At 69.4% G+C, this 16035-nt stretch carries 17 protein-coding genes and 3 pseudogenes; 3 read left to right on the top strand and 17 right to left on the bottom strand.

All coding sequences use genetic code 11. The annotated features are described in order from the left end of the window. Positions 1 to 53: 53 nt before the first annotated feature. From EDD90_RS50380 to EDD90_RS50365, 4 genes are read right to left on the bottom strand one after another with little or no spacing between them, the layout of a single operon-like run. Positions 54 to 1274 carry an NAD(P)/FAD-dependent oxidoreductase gene (locus EDD90_RS50380; protein ID WP_123979904.1) on the bottom strand — a complete coding sequence of 407 codons (1221 nt, stop codon included), beginning with the start codon at positions 1272 to 1274 and terminating at the stop codon, positions 54 to 56. Beyond that, entirely contained in the window at positions 1271 to 1618 is a 348-nt protein-coding gene (locus tag EDD90_RS50375) for a bifunctional 3-phenylpropionate/cinnamic acid dioxygenase ferredoxin subunit (RefSeq protein ID WP_123979902.1), read from the bottom strand. The genes EDD90_RS50380 and EDD90_RS50375 overlap by 4 nt, the downstream gene beginning before the upstream one ends. Next, positions 1615 to 2988, bottom strand: a complete 1374-nt coding sequence (locus EDD90_RS50370) for an aromatic ring-hydroxylating dioxygenase subunit alpha (protein WP_260328588.1) — start codon at positions 2986 to 2988, stop codon at positions 1615 to 1617. Before EDD90_RS50370 ends, EDD90_RS50375 begins: the two co-directional genes overlap by 4 nt. Further along, positions 2985 to 4013, bottom strand: a complete 1029-nt coding sequence (locus EDD90_RS50365) for a 2-keto-4-pentenoate hydratase (RefSeq protein WP_123979900.1) — start codon at positions 4011 to 4013, stop codon at positions 2985 to 2987. The genes EDD90_RS50370 and EDD90_RS50365 overlap by 4 nt, the downstream gene beginning before the upstream one ends. A gap of 211 nt (positions 4014 to 4224) precedes the next feature. On the opposite strand from EDD90_RS50365, the gene EDD90_RS50360 reads away from it, so the two are divergent. Next, on the top strand, positions 4225 to 5046 hold the full coding sequence (locus EDD90_RS50360) for an IclR family transcriptional regulator (RefSeq protein WP_260328587.1): 822 nt from the start codon (positions 4225 to 4227) through the stop codon (positions 5044 to 5046). Positions 5047 to 5295: 249 nt separating this feature from the next. Here EDD90_RS50360 and EDD90_RS50355 read toward each other — a convergent pair whose 3' ends face one another. Continuing rightward, positions 5296 to 5505: a hypothetical protein gene (locus tag EDD90_RS50355; protein ID WP_260328586.1), complete on the bottom strand. Its 210-nt coding sequence runs from the start codon at positions 5503 to 5505 to the stop codon at positions 5296 to 5298. Between the two features lie 49 nt (positions 5506 to 5554). On the opposite strand from EDD90_RS50355, the pseudogene EDD90_RS59265 reads away from it, so the two are divergent. Then, positions 5555 to 6037 (top strand): annotated as a pseudogene (locus EDD90_RS59265) (helix-turn-helix domain-containing protein). A gap of 291 nt (positions 6038 to 6328) precedes the next feature. Here EDD90_RS59265 and EDD90_RS50345 read toward each other — a convergent pair. Then, positions 6329 to 6949 carry a TetR/AcrR family transcriptional regulator gene (locus EDD90_RS50345; RefSeq protein WP_123979897.1) on the bottom strand — a complete coding sequence of 207 codons (621 nt, stop codon included), beginning with the start codon at positions 6947 to 6949 and terminating at the stop codon, positions 6329 to 6331. Between the two features lie 265 nt (positions 6950 to 7214). On the opposite strand from EDD90_RS50345, the gene EDD90_RS50340 reads away from it, so the two are divergent. Then, the gene (locus EDD90_RS50340) at positions 7215 to 7748 is read left to right on the top strand and encodes a TetR/AcrR family transcriptional regulator (RefSeq protein WP_260328817.1); all 534 of its coding nucleotides are present in this window, start codon (positions 7215 to 7217) and stop codon (positions 7746 to 7748) included. 597 nt (positions 7749 to 8345) lie between these two features. Here EDD90_RS50340 and EDD90_RS58075 read toward each other — a convergent pair. From EDD90_RS58075 to EDD90_RS50290, 11 genes and pseudogenes are all read right to left on the bottom strand, one after another. After that, on the bottom strand, positions 8346 to 8477 hold the full coding sequence (locus EDD90_RS58075) for a hypothetical protein (RefSeq protein WP_260328585.1): 132 nt from the start codon (positions 8475 to 8477) through the stop codon (positions 8346 to 8348). A 379-nt stretch (positions 8478 to 8856) separates the two neighbouring features. Beyond that, positions 8857 to 9468: a helix-turn-helix domain-containing protein gene (locus EDD90_RS50330; RefSeq protein ID WP_123979895.1), complete on the bottom strand. Its 612-nt coding sequence runs from the start codon at positions 9466 to 9468 to the stop codon at positions 8857 to 8859. A 9-nt stretch (positions 9469 to 9477) separates the two neighbouring features. Further along, positions 9478 to 10290, bottom strand: a complete 813-nt coding sequence (locus EDD90_RS50325) for an alpha/beta fold hydrolase (protein ID WP_260328584.1) — start codon at positions 10288 to 10290, stop codon at positions 9478 to 9480. A gap of 20 nt (positions 10291 to 10310) precedes the next feature. Then, positions 10311 to 10532 (bottom strand): annotated as a pseudogene (locus tag EDD90_RS58070) (3-oxoadipyl-CoA thiolase); the annotation flags it as partial. Between the two features lie 41 nt (positions 10533 to 10573). Further along, positions 10574 to 10690: pseudogene (locus tag EDD90_RS50320) on the bottom strand (CoA-transferase); the annotation flags it as partial. Further along, positions 10690 to 10986, bottom strand: coding sequence for a muconolactone Delta-isomerase (catC, locus tag EDD90_RS50315; protein ID WP_123979891.1), 297 nt, complete (start codon positions 10984 to 10986; stop codon positions 10690 to 10692). The pseudogene EDD90_RS50320 and the gene catC, both read right to left, overlap by 1 nt. Before the next feature lie 18 nt (positions 10987 to 11004). Further along, positions 11005 to 11874, bottom strand: coding sequence for a catechol 1,2-dioxygenase (catA, locus tag EDD90_RS50310; RefSeq protein WP_123979889.1), 870 nt, complete (start codon positions 11872 to 11874; stop codon positions 11005 to 11007). Between the two features lie 47 nt (positions 11875 to 11921). Beyond that, positions 11922 to 13025: a mandelate racemase/muconate lactonizing enzyme family protein gene (locus EDD90_RS50305; RefSeq protein ID WP_123979887.1), complete on the bottom strand. Its 1104-nt coding sequence runs from the start codon at positions 13023 to 13025 to the stop codon at positions 11922 to 11924. 9 nt (positions 13026 to 13034) lie between these two features. Then, positions 13035 to 14087 (bottom strand): NADH:ubiquinone reductase (Na(+)-transporting) subunit F, encoded by a 1053-nt coding sequence (locus EDD90_RS50300; RefSeq protein WP_123979885.1) that lies wholly within the window; start codon positions 14085 to 14087, stop codon positions 13035 to 13037. An 80-nt stretch (positions 14088 to 14167) separates the two neighbouring features. Beyond that, entirely contained in the window at positions 14168 to 14488 is a 321-nt protein-coding gene (locus tag EDD90_RS50295) for a phenol hydroxylase subunit P4 (RefSeq protein ID WP_123979883.1), read from the bottom strand. A gap of 1 nt (position 14489) precedes the next feature. Next, entirely contained in the window at positions 14490 to 16034 is a 1545-nt protein-coding gene (locus EDD90_RS50290) for a YHS domain-containing protein (protein WP_123979881.1), read from the bottom strand. Between the last annotated feature and the right edge of the window lies 1 nt (position 16035).

Raw genomic sequence — 16035 nt, 5'->3', positions numbered from 1 at the left:
CGCGGAGGGGGCGGTTCGGGGAGCGCGTGTGCCACAAGGCGGCACGTGGCGGTTCAGCGCTTCAGCAGCGTGCGCAGATCCGCACTCTCGTCGGACAGGGCGGCCGCGTCGACAGCGACACCGCGATCGGCGATCCGCCGGGCGGCCTTGATGTCGCGTGGTCGGTCGATGGCGGCCGCGGCCACCAGCCGGTCGCCCAGCAGCCCGAAGACGGTGAAGGCGCCGTCGCCCGGAGCCCCGCGCAGCACGGTGCGCTCGGCGTCTGCCATGGTGCCGACCGCCTCCAGCCGGGAGCCGTGCCGGTCGGACCAGAACCAGGAAGCGCCGAAGGACGGCAGGGGGCGGCCGAGGATGCCGTGGGCGGCGGCCTCGCCGTCGCGCTGGGCGGCCTCCCAGTGCTCATGACGGACCTTGTGCCCTTCGGGGCGGGCGACGTCGCCGACGGCGAGGACATTGGGGTGGGAGGTGCGCTGACCCGGGTGGACGACCACACCGTTGTCGACGTGCAGCCCCGCGGCCTCGGCCAGTTCCGTGGCCGGACGCATGCCGATGCCGACCACCACGGTGTCGGCGAGCACGGGTGCCCCGTAGCCGGTGAGATGCAGCAGGACTCCAAGGTTGCCTGGACGGCGCTCGATGCATTCGACGCCGGCGGTCAGGACGCCGATGCCTTCGGCGGAGTGCCTCCGATGCAGTGCGTTCGCGATGTCGTCCCCGACCGCTGCGGTCAGTGGCACCGGTAGCGGGTCGATGAGGGTGACGCGGCAGCCCAGGGCGTGGGCGACGGCCGCGGTCTCCGCGCCGATCAGCCCGGCACCGATCACCGCCACCCGGGCGCCGGGCAGCAGGCGCTCCCGCAGCCGTTCGGCGTCCTCCCAGGTGCGCAGCAGGTGTACGGCCGGGTCGTCGCCGCCCGGCACCGGCAGGGGGCGCGCGGTGCCGCCGGTGGCCAGTACGATCCGGTCGGCTGCGGCAAGCTCGCCGTCGGCCAGCTCCAGTCCGCCCTCGTGCGGGCGGATCGCCCGGACCGGGGCGCCGTCGCGGAGTTCGATGCCCTGCTCGTCGTACCACTGCTCGGGCCGCAGCAGGATGTTCTCGCGGCGGGACTTGCCGAGCAGGACGTCCTTGCTGAGTGGCGGGCGGTCGTAGGGCAGCCCGCGCTCGGCGGAGTACAGCACGAGCTCGCCGTCGTAGCCCTGGGCGCGCAGCGCGTCGCAGGTCGAGACGGCGGCCAGGCCCGCGCCGACGACGGCGATGCGCCGTGGCCCGCTCATGCGTCGGCCTCCTCGCCGGGGTGCAGCCAGACCTCACCCTCGCGCACCTCGACCCGGTGGGTGCGCTGGGCGAGGGTGGCGGGCATGCACTGCGGTTCGCCGGACTTGAGGCAGAAGCGGGCGCTGTGCAGCGGGCACTCGACCTCGCCGTTCTCGATCCAGCCGTCGGCGAGCGATGCCTGGCCGTGGGTGCAGGTGTCGTCGAGGGCGTAGTAGGCGCCGGCCTCGTGGAAGACGGCGATGGCGTCGGTGTGGCCGGTGGTCTCGGCGGGCACCTTCAGCGCCTCGCCCTCCTCGATGTCGCCGACGGCGGCGACCCGGATGCCGGTGCCGGTGGTGCTCATGGGGTGTCCTCGGGGTTCTTCTCGGTGTTCTTCTCGTGCCAGGCGGGCGTGTTCATCAGGTCGCGCCAGCGGGTGTAGAAGCCGCGGGCGGCGCCGTCGCTGTAGAGGCGGCCGGTGGTGCCGGGGTGGACGCCGTCCTCGGACTGAAGCCCCAGTCCCATCTGGTAGTTGAGCGTCATGGAGCCGGCCACGAAGCCGTGCGCGGTGGCCTGCACCTCGCTCCAGTTCTCGCCGTCGTCCTGCTCGAAGATGCCGCTCGGCCCGAACGTGCGCAGGTTGTAGATGCGTTGGGCGTCCTTGACCTCGTCCGGCATCGACTTGTCGACGATGGTCCAGGCCCAGACCTCCATCTTGTCCGGGCCCTTGGGGTGCCACACGCGGATGGAGCCGTTGACGGGCAGGTAGGAGAAGTTCGGGAAGACGGTGCCGTGCCCGGTGGTCATCGGCCCCTCGACCCGGGCGTCACCGAGCCGTTCGCGCAGCGCCTCGTAGTCGGTCCACTCGTGTACGACACGGTCGTCGAAACGGCTCTTGGGGTGGGTCGGAAAGCCGTGCCCGTGCCCCAGCGAGTCGGTGTACTGCCGGCCCGGCGTCTGCACGATCTCCGTCTTGGGGCCCTTGCCGGTGGGCGACATGACCATCAGCGCGGAGGCGTGCGAGATGTTGACGTGGTACCAGTCGGAGGCGAACTGCTCGGCGGCGAGCTTCCAGTTGCCCTCCAGCACCCACTTGTGCACCCCGCCGACGGCCTCGGTGCCCTCCGGGTCGTGGTCGAGCATCGCGTCCAGGTACCAGGCCAGTCCGCCGAGCGCGTCCACCAGGGGCGGGGCCTCGGGGTTCCAGGTCGCGAAGACGAGTCCCTTGTACGTGTCGAGTTGCGCGACCTCGATCAGTCCCCACTGGTCCTGCTCGAAGTGGGCGGGGTAGTCCCCTCCGTTGGGGACGTTGATCAGCTTCCCGGAGGTGTCGTAGGACCAGCCGTGGTAGCTGCACGTGAACGCCTTCGTCGCCCCCGCGTCGGCGCGGCACACCCGCATGCCGCGGTGGCGGCAGGCGTTGAGGAAGGCACGCAGTTTCCGGTCCTTGCCCATGGTGACGATGACCGGGTCCTCGCCCATGTAGCTGGTGAAGAAGTCACCGGGCTTCGTGAACTGGCTCTCGTGCGCGAGGAACAGCCAGCTGGGCGCGAAAACGCGGCGCAGCTCCTGCCGGTAGACGGCCTGGTCGCTGAAGATCGTGCGGTCGACCAGACCGCGGTCGAGGTCGAAGTAAGGGCTGACGTCGACGGCCGGCTCGGGTACGCGAGCCAGGCGGTCCTCCCCCACCCTTCGGGCGGGAAGTGCCCCCAGCCGGGCGGGCGTGGTTGTCATCGCTGGGCCTCCTCGGGCCGGATCGGGCGCGCGCTGCGCCGCCCTCGTGGGCTGGTGGTTCGACGTGCGTTCATGTGCACACCCGAAGAGTCGGAGCGCTTCGGTTCACGCGGTGGCATGGCGGCTCCCCCGCTTCCTTGCTGGTCGTTCATCGGACGGTGAGGGTCAGTCCGGGCAGGCGGCCGGTGCCGGACCGCACGGCGAGCCGAGAGCCCGGTGTCAGTGGGACGCCGGCGTGCACAGACCCGGTGAAGCAGCAGCTCGCCCGGGTGGAGAGCGCTGCCGTGCGCGTGGAGCGTCCGGGCCGGCCAGGCCACGGCCCGAAGCGGATCGCCGAGGACTTCGGCCCCCAGGCCAAACGCGACGCGCTCCCCGTCGGCGGACGGCCCGACGCACTCGTCCCGGAGTCCCGTGAGCAGGTCGTCCGTGGCGTCGACGGGACGGCCGACGGCGACGCGCGCCGAGGAGGCGTTGTCGGCGACGGTGTCGGCCTGGGAGACGCGCCGGTCGGCGATGCGGCTGTCGATGATCTCCATGGTCGGCGCCACCTGGGAGACGGCTGCCCGGACCTCCGCGTCCGTCACGCGGGGTCCGGACAGCCGCCGGCCGAGGACCAGACCGACCTCTGCCTCGGCTCGCGGGGCGATGAGCTCCCGCGTGTCGATGGTGCCGCCGTCCGGGATCACCATCGACTGGAACAGGGTCCCGAAGCTCGCTTCGGGCAGGCCGAGTTGCTCGCGCATCGGCAAGGACGTGAGGCCCACCTTGCGTCCGACGAGGTGCTCACCCGCCGCGAGACGGATCCGTACGTCGGCCTCCTGGACGGCGTAGGCGCCGGCCAGGTCCAGGTCCTCGTACTCCTCGGTGAGTGGTGCGACGGGAATCCTCCACCAGCCTTCGGCCGGGAGGTGCCCCCAGGCCTCGGCACGCCGCAGCAACGCCGCCGGCTCCTCGACGAGCTGTGCGTCGGGGGAAGCCGGGGCGGCGAGGACGGCGGTCGTGGCCACTGTGGCGTGTCGCTGCATGGCCACAGCAGACGCTGCTCCCGGCCGCCGTGCCCAGCCACCGTGCCGGGATACGGCACGGGGTGACGACCGGATCCGTCACACAGAGGCAAGCGGGGTCCCCGGCGTTTTACAACGACGAAACGATCGATTAAGCTGGACGCGCGTCCATTTTAATGGCCACCCTGGATCCCCATCGGAGCCCGCCATGCCACTCCCCTCCTTGCCTTCCGTGCAGCCCTCAGCCACGGCGACCGGCGAGCCCGACCAGCAGACCGCGGTCGACAAGGCGCTCTTCCTCCTGAAGTCCCTCGCCGAACTGGACGGGGAAATCGGCGTGAGCGAGCTGGCCCGGCGGACACGGCTGACCAAGTCGACCACCTTCCGACTTCTGGGCATCCTCCACCGCAACGACCTCGTGGAACGTGTCGGCAGCAACTACCGGCTGGGATCCCAGCTCTTCGACATCGGCGTACGGGTCTACGGCCCCAATCCCCCGCTCCTGCAGGAATGCCTGATGCCGCATCTGGCGGACCTGTACGAGACGACCCACGAGACCGTGCACCTGGCCGTACTGCACGACACCGACATCGTGTACGTCAACAAGATCCAGGGCCACCGAGCGACCCGCTCCCCCTCCCGGATCGGCGCCCGCCTGCCCGCCTACTGCACCGGCGTCGGCAAGGCCCTCCTCGCCTTCGACCACGACGCCATCGAGGCCGCGATCGCCGACGGACTCGCGGCACGCACTGAGTACACCTGCACCGATCCCGACCGTTTCCGGTCCGAGCTGCGCCGCATCCGCCGGGACGGCGTCGCCTACGACCGCCAGGAAGCTGTTCCCGGCCTCACCTGCGTCGCCGTACCGATCATGGGCTCGGCCGGGCGACCCGTGGCCGCCTTCTCCGTCGCGAGCGCCGACCGCCGCTTCGAGCCCGCCCGGTTCGCGCCGGCTCTGCGACGCGTGGCCTACGAAGCGGCACGCGCGGTCAACGCGGCCACAGCAAGCCGGCAGGCGGCCCCCTCGAGGTTCGACAATCTGTCTGCGGCTTGACCCTCGCACGAGAGCCAACAGGCCACTTACCTGGACGGCGACCCCGGTGTGTGCGGCACCGAGGTCGCCTCACGGACGGGCCGGGCCCAGCGGAGTGACCTGATCCCGACCAGATTCACCGCTGTCCTTGCCAGGAGTGGTTCAGCGGTGATGTCGCCCCCGACGTCCACCGGCGGCTGACGCCAGCATTCCGGGTCGGCGCCTGCCGCGGCGAGAACACGTGCCGAAAGACGGCACAGCACATCCGGATCAGTGCCGGACGCCGCCGTGCGTCCGCGCCACGCTGACACCGCCAGTGCCCGGCTGCACGCGAGGCACGCTCACCACGATGTGCACCAGGCTCTCGCCGTCCAGCGACTCGTAGACGTGCGGACGGTCGCCGGGATAGCGCACGAAGTCCCCGGCCGACAGCTCCACCGGCTCCCCGGCGGGGCCCACGCGGACACGGCCGCTGATCACATACAGGTGCTCTAGTGTCCTGCGCCAGTAGTTGATCGTTAGTAGCTGTGTGACTTCTGCCGCTCGTGCGTCAGTTCCTTGTCGGGGCCCGAAGCTGGAGCCGTTGCTGCTGTCTGCTGAGGAGCGGGCGGAGTTGGAGCGGTGGACGCGTCGGGCGACATCGGCCCAGGCCCTGGCTCTGCGGGCGCGGATCGTGTTGGCCTGTGCGGGGCCGGAGGTGCCGCCGATCGTCGCGGTCGCCCGAGAGTTGCGGGTGACCGCGGACACCGTCCGCAAGTGGCGGCGGCGCTTCCTCACCCAGCGGCTGGACGGGCTGGCCGAGGGGATGAAGGCCGTGTCGGTGAGTGCGACGCGGCATTCCGGGTTGGATCTGAAGTCGTTCCAGAACCTTGGCTAGGCCGGGGAATGGTTTGTCTTTGCTGGCTTTGTGGCCTTCATGTGGTTCCGCTTGTTGCGGCATGAGGTGGAGTCCGCGCGGGATGCGGACCTTGGGCTGGTGCCGCGGGAGGACGACCAGCCGGTAGCTGTGTGAGCCTTTGCTGGCCTGCGCGGGGATGACGGCCGGCGAGGGGTGCACTCGCCCGCGGAGGCGGGCCACTCCGCCGACCCGTGCCGCCCCAGCGGCGACTACCTGCAGCTACGGCAGTTTTATGACCACCGCTGCCAGGGCGGGCACATCCCGACGACCTGCCCCGCCCCGTCGCCGGTAACGGCCCGTCAGGGCTGGGAGCGCGTGCGGGACGGCTACGACCCATAGGTCGAACTCACGCACGGAGCACGACGCCCAAGGGCGATCAGGCACTCATCCCGCGGAGGGGAGCGGTCAGCCTGATCCCGCGTCTCCGACTGCGCGCAGCCCATGAAGGAACAGGTCGAGGAACCGGTCACGGACTGCGTGCGTGTTCATGCCGCGGAGGCGGGCGATGTGCGTGCTGAACCCGCCGATCGACGTCGCGAAGGTCTCCGCGGCCACGGAGCTGTCGATGTCGCTGCGGAGTTCGCCGCGCACCTGGGCGTCGCGGAGGACGTCCTCGATGACGGCCAGCGGCTGGTCGATGCAGTCGCGCTGGAACGTCGCGTAGAGCTCGGGGTGGTCGGGGAATTCGAAGCTGCAGCGAGCTCCGATCAGCCAGCGGGGGCTGTCGAGATGCTCGGCCATGGCGTCGTAGAGAAGCCGTATGTCCTCTTCGAGGCTGCCCGTGCACGGCGGGTCGAGCCGCACGGACAAGGTGGCCAGGCCGGCCAGGATCAGATCGTCGCGCTCGGGCCAGCGCGAGTAGAGGGTTCGTTTGGCGACCTTGGCACGCGCGGCGACGGAGTTGATACGGAAGCCGGCGATGCCGACCTCGGCGAGTTCGTCCACGACCGCCTGGAGTATGCGCTCATCCGCGCCCGGGTCGCGGGGCCGTCCGGGCTTCGCCGCGGCCGGTGACGTGCTTGCCATGCATGTCCCTTCCAGGTCTGCTCGCGGTCCAGTTTCTCAGGTGGCCCAGATCGATCGTCAGTGCCGGACTTCGCCCGTGTCCCTTTTCACTACCGAAACGGTTTCGTATTCATACTTCCTCGGGATAGATTTTCTTCGCACGGAACGGTTCCGTTCGAGGGAGTCGATGATGTTGACGGAGGCCGAGCGCAAGACGTCAGCGGCGTCGGCGCGGCCGGACCGCGCGAGGCCGCGTAGCCGGATAACGCCCGAGCGCGAGGCAGAGATGTACGAGGCCGTGCTCGATGTGCTGCGGGAATCCGGTTACGAGGCTTTGACCATGGACGCCGTGGCCGCCCGGGCCCAGTGCAGCAAGGCCACCCTTTACCGCCAGTGGACGGGCAAGCCGGAGCTGATCGCTATGGCGCTACGCCATCAAAAGCCCGCCACCCTTGCCGGTGTCGACACCGGATCCCTGCGGGGTGACTTCCGGGCGATGGTGGCGCAACTGGACGACCGGCAGATGCTGAAGAACGCCTCGCTCATGCGGGGCCTCGTCCAGGCCGTGCACACCCATCCCGATCTGTTCCAGGCGCTGCGTGACCTGCTCGTTCACCCGGAGCTGACGGGACTCGACAAGGTGCTCGTCCGGGCGGTCGAGCGGGGTGAGATCAGCGCGGCCTCGCCGACCCTGACCTACGTGCCGCACATGCTGCTCGGTGCCCTGATCGCCCGTCAGTTGATCGAGGATAAGTCGGCCGACCGAGCCTTCGTGAGCCATTACATCGACGCCGTTGTCCTCCCCGCCCTCGGCGCCTGAACCGCCGCACAACGGCGTACGGCACAACAAGCGTCGTGCGGTGCCACAGCGCCCTTCTCGCCCCACCTGACGTGCGCCACTCTCGTGCGGTTGGCGCTTCTGGCCGTCGTCGCCGTAATGCACTATCGCGATGCGGCCGATACCGGTTCGTATTCGGGACACCGCCGGCACAGTCGACTGAAGCGAGTCTGAGCCTGTCGGCGGTCAGGCATGCCGAGTGCGACAGCAATCTGCTCTAACGTCTGTCCATGAGCACGGGCCATATCATTGAGCTGGAGTTCGGCGAAGTCCGAGTCGCTGCGACGTGGTCGAGTCGCCGGTCACCGGCGCCGTCACGACGAACCGCCACGAGAAGCCACTGCAGAGCATCGGCCTGGTGACTCGCGATCTCCCTCACCGTGGCGTTGTGCCAGGCGGCGGGTCGCCTGGATCGCGACATCGTCACTGCCCGGCTCGCATGGGCGCGCGCCCGCCCGATCAGTAGGTGTTTTTGCTCCTCAGGCTTGGCGCCGCGCCGCCAACATCGGATCGTCCCCCACCGACAGGCAGGGCGCCCTCGACACTCAGCCGAGACCTCTTCGCCCCGATGCCGTTCCGTTACATGTAGTGGGCGTATCGGGTGGCGACGGCCTGGTCAGCAGGGCAGAAGCGCAGAACGGATTTGACCTGGTTGGCTGTGCGCAGGGTGACGGGGAGGCGTCCGTCCAGGCGGGTCTGGTTCCAGTTCATCTTGGTCAGACGGCCTGATGCCGATGGGCCTCGGGATGTACATGCCGGGATAGGTGCGGTAGAACTCGATGCTTCCGGTGGTGTACAGCGAGAGTTGGCGCTCGCCGAGCGTGACCAGGGTGCCGCGCAGCGGCGGTACGTTTGTCCGGCCCCACCCGTTTGTGGATGGATCCCGGTCTCCGACATGCCCACCCCTGGTCTGGACGCGGAGAACGGTGGCCGGCCAGGCGTGCGCGCAAGAGCACCACGGTTTATGCCCGGACACTCACGCCTGGCGGCCCCGGACCGCCCTGACGAGCGGCCAACGCCAGATTCCGCCCTGTCCCGGGGGTGGGCCAATCGGTTGTGCCGAGATGCGGCACACCAGGGGCGGCGAAGCTCAGCGTCTTTCGTTCCCGTGGGTCCGCGCCAGGTTCGTACCGCCGGTGCCAGGCTGGACGCGCGGCACGCTCACCACGATGTGCACCAGGCTCTCGTCCGCCAGGGACTCGTACACGTGGGGCCGGTCGCCCGGATAGCGCGCGAAATCCCCCTCGTCGAGCTCCAGCGGGCTGTCGACAGGCCCCACGCGTACCTTGCCGCTGATGACGTAGAGGTGCTCCAGCGTGCCCACCGGGTGCGGTTCGGACGGCATGTCCGCACCGTCGCTGTGCCGGCCGATGCGCACCACGTAGTTCTCGATGACACCTGAGCCGTAGATGTGGTCGAGCGACCGTGACTCGTACCTTCCGTGCTGCTCCCAGACAACCTCGTCGCCCCGCTGCACGGTGATGACCTGTTCCCGCTCGGCGACCAGCCGGGTCACCGGCACGCCGAGGGCCGTGGCGATGGAGAACAGGGTGTCGACCGTGGGGTTGCCCGTGCCCTGCTCCAGATTCGACAGTGTCTGCTTGGCCAGCCCCGCCCGGCGGGCCAGCTCGGCCAGGGAGAGGCCGCGCTGCTCCCTGAGAAGGCGCACATTGCGCGCGACAACGCTGTTTCCTTGTGACACACAGCCACTCTACGAGTTCCGGTCGGCGTCCTCCGCGCCGCCCGCCATTCGGAGATGGGCCAGCAACGCCGCCCCGACGGCCTGTGGCTCTTCCACGGCGAGATGACCCGTATCCAGAGTCACCAACTTCGCCCCGGAAATCCCCTCGGCGAGTTCTCTGGCATGTGGCAGGGGTGTGGCGGTGTCCTGGGAGCCACCGAGCACGAGCGTGGGGGCGGTGATCCTTCTCAGGTCGCGCCGAACGTCGTAGGCGGCAAGGGCGTCGCAGCAGGCGGCGTAGCCGATCGGGTCGGCGGTAGCGAGGTCCTGCAGGAAGGTCTTCCCGAGGGAGGTCGCGGCTGTGCCGGGATCGGCGAACCAGCGGCCGGGCATGGCCTCGAGCAGGGCGCCGGTTCCCTCGCGTCGTACGAGAGCGGCGCGCTCCTGCCAGAACTGCGGCGGGCCGAAGTACGCCGAGGAACAGACCAGCGCCAGCGAGGCGATGTGGTCCCGCTGATGCAGCGCGAGGTGCACCCCCACACCACCGCCGAGCGAGATGCCGGCGTAGTGGAACCGGTCCCGGCCGTGGTGGGCGACGAGGTCCAGGACCATGTGGGCAAGGTCGCCGACTGTCGTACGGCCGGGCTTGTGATCCCGGACGAGATCGCTCGGCGAGCCGCCGTGCCCTGGAAGGTCGTAGCACAGCACGCGGTGGCTCTCGGCAAGCACCGCCACATGGGGGTCCCATACGGTCGTCGACGTGCCGAGCGAGGGTCCCAGGACGAGCAGCGGCGCGTCGATGGGACCGAGCACCCGGTGATGCAGCAGAGGGCGGCGTTTCACTGCGGCTCCTGTGGAGGTTCTCAGCGTTCGAGGAGGAGGGCGAGGCCCTGGCCTACGCCGATGCAGAGGGTTGCGATGCCGGTGCCACTGCCCCGGCGGGCGAGCTGGTGGGCGACGGTGCCGGCGAGGCGGGCGCCAGAGGCGCCGAGGGGGTGGCCGAGGGCGATGGCACCGCCCTGCGGGTTGAGGACCGCCGGGTCGAACTCGGGCCATTCGGCGAGGCAGCCGAGGACCTGGGCGGCGCTCCAGCTCCCCGGCCAGGTACTGGCGGGCGAACTCCTTACAACGCCTGGATGAGCACGTTCGGCACACCGCTGAGCCCGAACCCACCCACCGCCGGCGAGGCACCCTCCGGTATGTCGGCCACCGCCTCGTGGGCGGTGGCCACCGTCTTGTCCATCAGGCCACTTGCTCGCCGGCCGCGAGGTCGGACGGGTGCTGGGCCAGAGGGATGACCTCGACGTTCATGTAGGGGAAGAGCGGCAGGTTCCACAGGATCCGGTGCAGCGCCTCGTTGTCGGCGACGTCGAAGACGCTGATGTTGGCGTACTGGCCGACGCACCGCCAGATGTGCAGCCACTCACCGGTCTTCTGCAGTTCCTGGCAGTAGGCCTTCTCCCGGGCCACCAGGTCCGCGCGTACCTCGGGGTCGAGGTCCCGCGGAATATCCACGCTCATGCGCACCGCGAACAGCATCGCGTTTCCTCCGGTCCTTCACTGTTCCGGCGCGAGCTCGAGGTCGTAGTGGACCTCGTGCCCATTGCCGTCCGCCGCCGGGCCGGGGTCAAGGACCAGCTCGGGCTTGACGGCGGAGGCGATGTCATCGGTGACGTGCTCGCCGCCGCGGAAGTACAGCTGGGTGGTGAGCGTCTGGTGGTCGGGGGCGCTGACCTTCAGGTGGAGGTGGGCGGGGCGCCACGCGTGCCACCCGGCAGCGGCGATCAGCTTGCCGCAGGAGCCGTCCGTCGGGATCTGGTACGGGGCCGGCTCGACGGTGCGGATACGGAAGGAGCCCTTCTCGTCGGCGGTGACCCGTCCGCGCAGGTTCCATTCCGGTAGGCCCGGCGCGAACTGCGCGTACAGGCCGTCGGCGTCGGCCTGCCAGATGTCGACCAGGGCGCCGGGCAGCGGGGTGCCGTCGGCGCTGCGCACCTGGCCCTGGAAGACGAGGGGGGTACCGCTCTCGCCCTCACGCATGGGCAGGGTGACGTCCGCGGACAGGGCCGGGGCGCCCGGCACGTAGTACGGCCCTTCGATGGTGCCCTTGCTGCCGGGGCGGGCCTCGTTGTTGACCTCCTCGACCACGTGCTCCACCCACACGTCGAGGAAGAGCGGCCACTCGCCGTCGAGGCCGACCTGGATCAGCCAGGCCTTGAGGGCGTCGTACTCGGCGTAGGTGACCTTGTGACGGCGGATCACGTCGTGCACCGCGGCTAGGACCTCCGAGGCGAGCGTGCTGACCCGCTCCTTGCTGCTGGCGGCCTCGCTGCGCTCTTTGGCCTGGAAACGCTCGGTCGCCGAGGCTCCGGAGGCAGCGGCGGTGGCCTTCTGTTCCGTGCTCTGCTGTGTGGTGACATCAGTCATGTCCGGCTCTCCTTCGAGCTGGTGGTCGAGTCAGATGTATGGGCGGTTCACATGTCCTGGCGGTAGTGCTTCAGCTTGTTGTCGTCGATCTCGATGCCGAGGCCGGCGGCCGGGCGTACGCGGACCGTGCCGTTCTCGATCCGCAGCGGCTCGGCGAGCAGGTCGTCGGTCATGTCCAGGAAGTTGGACAGTTCCGCGGGGCGCCGCGCGGTGGTCTGGTAGGCGGCTCCGAACGCGGCGCTGCACAGGGAGCCGATCTGGCCGTCGATCTGGTTGCCCATCACCACGTCGACCCCCAGGCCCTCGCACTGGTGGACGATGCGCTGGGACTGGGTGAAGCCCGTGCGTGCCGTCTTCACGCTCACCCCGTGCGCCGCTCCGGCGAGGAGTTCGCGGGTGACCTCGGCGGGCCGGGTGGCGCTCTCGTCGGCGTAGAGCGGGATGCTGCTGTGCTCGGCGAGCCAGCGCCGGGCGAGGACGTCGTCGGCCGGGCACAGCTCTTCGGCGAAGGTGAGGCCCACGTCCTCCAGCTCGCGCAGGGCGCGTGCCGATTCGGCCGCGGTCCAGCCCCGGTTGCCGTCGATGTAGAGCTCCACGTCCTCGCCGAGGGCTTCCCGCAGGGCGCGGGTGGCCTCGACGTCGTCCCGGTAGGGGCGGCGCCCGACCTTCACCTTGAAGGCGGTGATGCCGTACTCGGCGCGCAGTTTCTCGGCCTCGGCCACCATCTCGGCCGCCGGGGCGAAGCCGACCATGTGGGCGACCCGCATCCGGTCGGTGAACCCGCCGAGGAGCTCGGTCACCGACACGCCCAGCGACTGGCATATGACGTCCCACAGGGCCATGTCGAGGGCGGCCTTGGCGGTGGGGTTGCCGACCGTCCTGGCCAGCCGGGTCCAGATCGCCTCGCGGCGCAGCGCGGACTCGCCCAGGATTTGCGGAGCGAAGACGGTGTCGATGACGGCGATGATCGACGCCTGGGTCTCGCCGTAGGTGAAGGGGCGGGGTGGCGCCTCCGCCGTGCCGGTGATCCCGTCCTCGGTGTGGACGCGGACGAGTACGTGCTCGGCCGTGCCCACCTCTCCGCTCGCGAAGCGCAGCGCCTTGCGGTAGGGGATGGCGAACGGGATCGTCTCGATCCTGGTGATCTTCACGTCTGGTCCTTATCGGCGGATGAGCGGACTGCGCACGACGTGAGTGCCGGCAGCGCGGTCGGCTGCGTCGAAGAAGTCCTCCCGATAGATGTCACGTGGGAAGAGGCGCGCTTTCATCAGGGCCTTCATCGTGTCGGCGACCATGGCGGGGCTGCCGCAGACGTAGGCCACGTGGCCGGAGGCGCGGGGATAGTCCTCGGCCAGCAAGGCGGGGACTCGCCCGCTGCGGCCCTGCCAGCTGTCGCGGGAGAGGGCGGGGCGGTAGGTGAACCAGTCGTGCTCCGCTTGAAGCGTCTCGAACCACTCCGCGTCGTAGAGGTCTTCCTGGGTGGCGACGCCGTGGTAGAGCACGACCTCGCGCTCGGTGCCGGTCTCGAGCAGGTGCCGGAGCATCGACACCATCGGAGCGAGACCGGTGCCACCGGCCAGCAGCAGAACGGGTTCATCGCGCAGCGGCCGGAAGGAGCACTGGCCGTACGGACCGGAGAGTGTGACCCGCTCCCCCGCACTCAGAGTCTGGAAGATCCAGCCGTCGGTACACACCCCGCCCTCGGAACGCTTGATGTGCAGTTCGATACGGCCGCCGTCGGCGGGGCTGCTGGCGATGGAGTACGGCCGCTGCTCGCCGCCGGGCACGTCCAGCAGGACGTACTGTCCCGGGTTGAACGCCAGCGGCTCGTCCAGCGTGATGACGACCCGCCGGACGTCCGGGGCGATGTCCTCAACGACGGCCACCTGGCCCGCCCGGTCCCGCACCGGGTGGATGTCCACGCCGTCCTCGACGTCGACCTCGCCCTCGATGACGAGGTCGCTTCGGGGGCAGGCCACGCACAGCAGTGCGCAGCCCTCCTCCCGCTCGCTCTCCAGCAGCGCGTACGGGGAGGCGTCACCGAGGTCGGCGTCGCCCTCGAGGATCTGTGCCTTGCAGGTGCCGCAGGTGCCGTGGGTGCACGCGTGCGGCAGCCAGATGCCCTCACGCAGAGCGGCGTCCAGCACCGTCTGGTCCTCGCGGCACTCGATCTCCGCGCCGAGCGGCTCGATGCGGACGGTGTGAGTGGTCACTGCGGTTCTCCCTTGCCGGACCCGCGGGTGCGGGGCTTCTCGGGCAGCGCCCGCACCCGCGGGTGGATTGCGGTGGCCGCTCAGGCCGCGAAGCTGAGCAGAGCCTTGTGTCCGATGCCGAGGTCGGCCAGCGACTTGTCCTGTCCACCGGAGAGCTGTTCGTCGAACAGCCGCCAGTCGGTGACCGATGCCGGGTCGAAGTCGGGGTCGGACGCGGCCCAGCCGTGCAGCATCGAGGTGACGAACTCCGCGAACGGCATGTTCTTCGGCACCCGGAAGCAGGCGGCCGAGCAGAACAGCGGGTTGCCCCGCCAGTGCACGTAGACCAGCTGGTCGTCGCCGAACACCTCGGCGCGGTCGGCCGACGGGAACTCGTAGTCGTAGAGCGCCTTGACCGTCATCTCACACCGCCTTGTCGTCGCCGTCGCTGTGCCACGCGGCCCAGGCGAGCTGGTCGGGCGAGCCGGTGTACTCGCCGTTGTCGCCCTCCTGGATGCCGTACCAGGCGAGCACATCGGGCACGGTGGGGCCGCCACAGTTGCCCCGGTAGATCTGGTGGACGGGGAGCCAGGCCTGGACGTACTTCTCAGGCTCCCGTTCGAAGATCCACTGACAGCCGTCGCTGCAGGTGTGGAAGGTCTCGTCGCGGAAGGTGCTGCGCCGGAAGGAGATCTGGGCCGAATTTCCGGGCTCGGTGAAGGCCATCGGAACTTGGCAGACCTGGCACAGCTGCGGCAGTCCTTGGAAGAACACCCGGCCGCCGTCGGCCTCGATCTTCCGGTGCTTCTCCCAGACCGGCCGGTAGACCTGGTCGAAGGAGTCCGGGTACTGCTCCGCCAGCCACGCCATGTGGGCCTCGTCGGGCGTCTTGGTGGTGAAGGCGGCGGCGAACGAGAAGTTGTGCAGGATCTTGTAGACCTGGTGCGAGAGGTGGTCCTTCTCGGCGATCGCGTCGTTCACGTGCCGGGGCGGCTGGATGCCGTAGTACTCGAGGTCGGGGAAGAGCCCGCCGAGCATCTGCTCCTCGAAGTACAACTCGAATGCCTCACGCCAGCTCATCACTGGCTTGGGCAGCATGTAGTCCATCATCCCCGCGACCAGCGCGGACATCCGGTACGCCCGCCAGAACCATTTGTCGATCCAGTCCTGGATGATCGGCACGTTGCCCTCGTCCTGCTCCAGCAGGAACTTGATGGCCTCCAGGCCCAGGGTCATGTGCCGGCTCTCGTCGGACTGGGCGGAGAAGCCGAACGACATGGTGGGCATGTCGCCGTTGAAGCTGGCGCCGCTCATGAACGGCACGAACAGCAGGTTGGTCAGCAGGTACTCGAAGCTGAACGAGATGGAGATGAGGAACTCGAACGGCCCGGCGGTCATCGCGTCGTCGAAGAGGGACTTGGGCACCGACAGGTACCAGACCCGGTCGTGCATCTTCGACCAGCTGTGGAAGCCGCCGTAGTACTTGTTGTAGTTGCTGATGGTGTGGATCTGCGTCTGGCAATGACGCAGTTCGTCCACGCTCTGGCACAGCGCCGCGAACCGGGGGGCCGGGCCCTCCAGATGGCGGGCCAGGTAGGCGAAGTGCCGGTGTGCCGCGTACTCCAGGGGCGTGACGCCCTGGATGAACAGCTTGATGGCGTTCAGGTAGCTGGCGTCCGACAGCGACAGGTGACCCTGGCTCTGGGCGAAGCCGTCCAGCACGGCGTACAGCCGCTTGTCCTTCTCGACCTGGTACTTGTAGTAGGCGTCCACGGTCAGCCGGAAGGGGTCCTGCCAGCCGTCCCAGTCGTGGATCTTGATGCCCTCGTAGCGGGTGTGCGGAAAGAGTTGCTCACGGTCGACGTATCCCGGCTCCCAGTCCAGGTCGCGGGTGAGCAGCGCGTAGCGCTCCTTGAGCGGCAGCTTGCGGGCCGGCTTCGAGGCGGCTTTCTTCGTGGGCACGCTCATG

Source organism: Streptomyces sp. Ag109_O5-1, assembly GCF_003814875.1.
In the GTDB taxonomy this organism is placed as follows: domain Bacteria; phylum Actinomycetota; class Actinomycetes; order Streptomycetales; family Streptomycetaceae; genus Streptomyces; species Streptomyces sasae.
The sequence above is the reverse complement of the archived record's forward strand: the minus strand, read 5'-3'. Positions and strand labels throughout refer to the sequence as shown.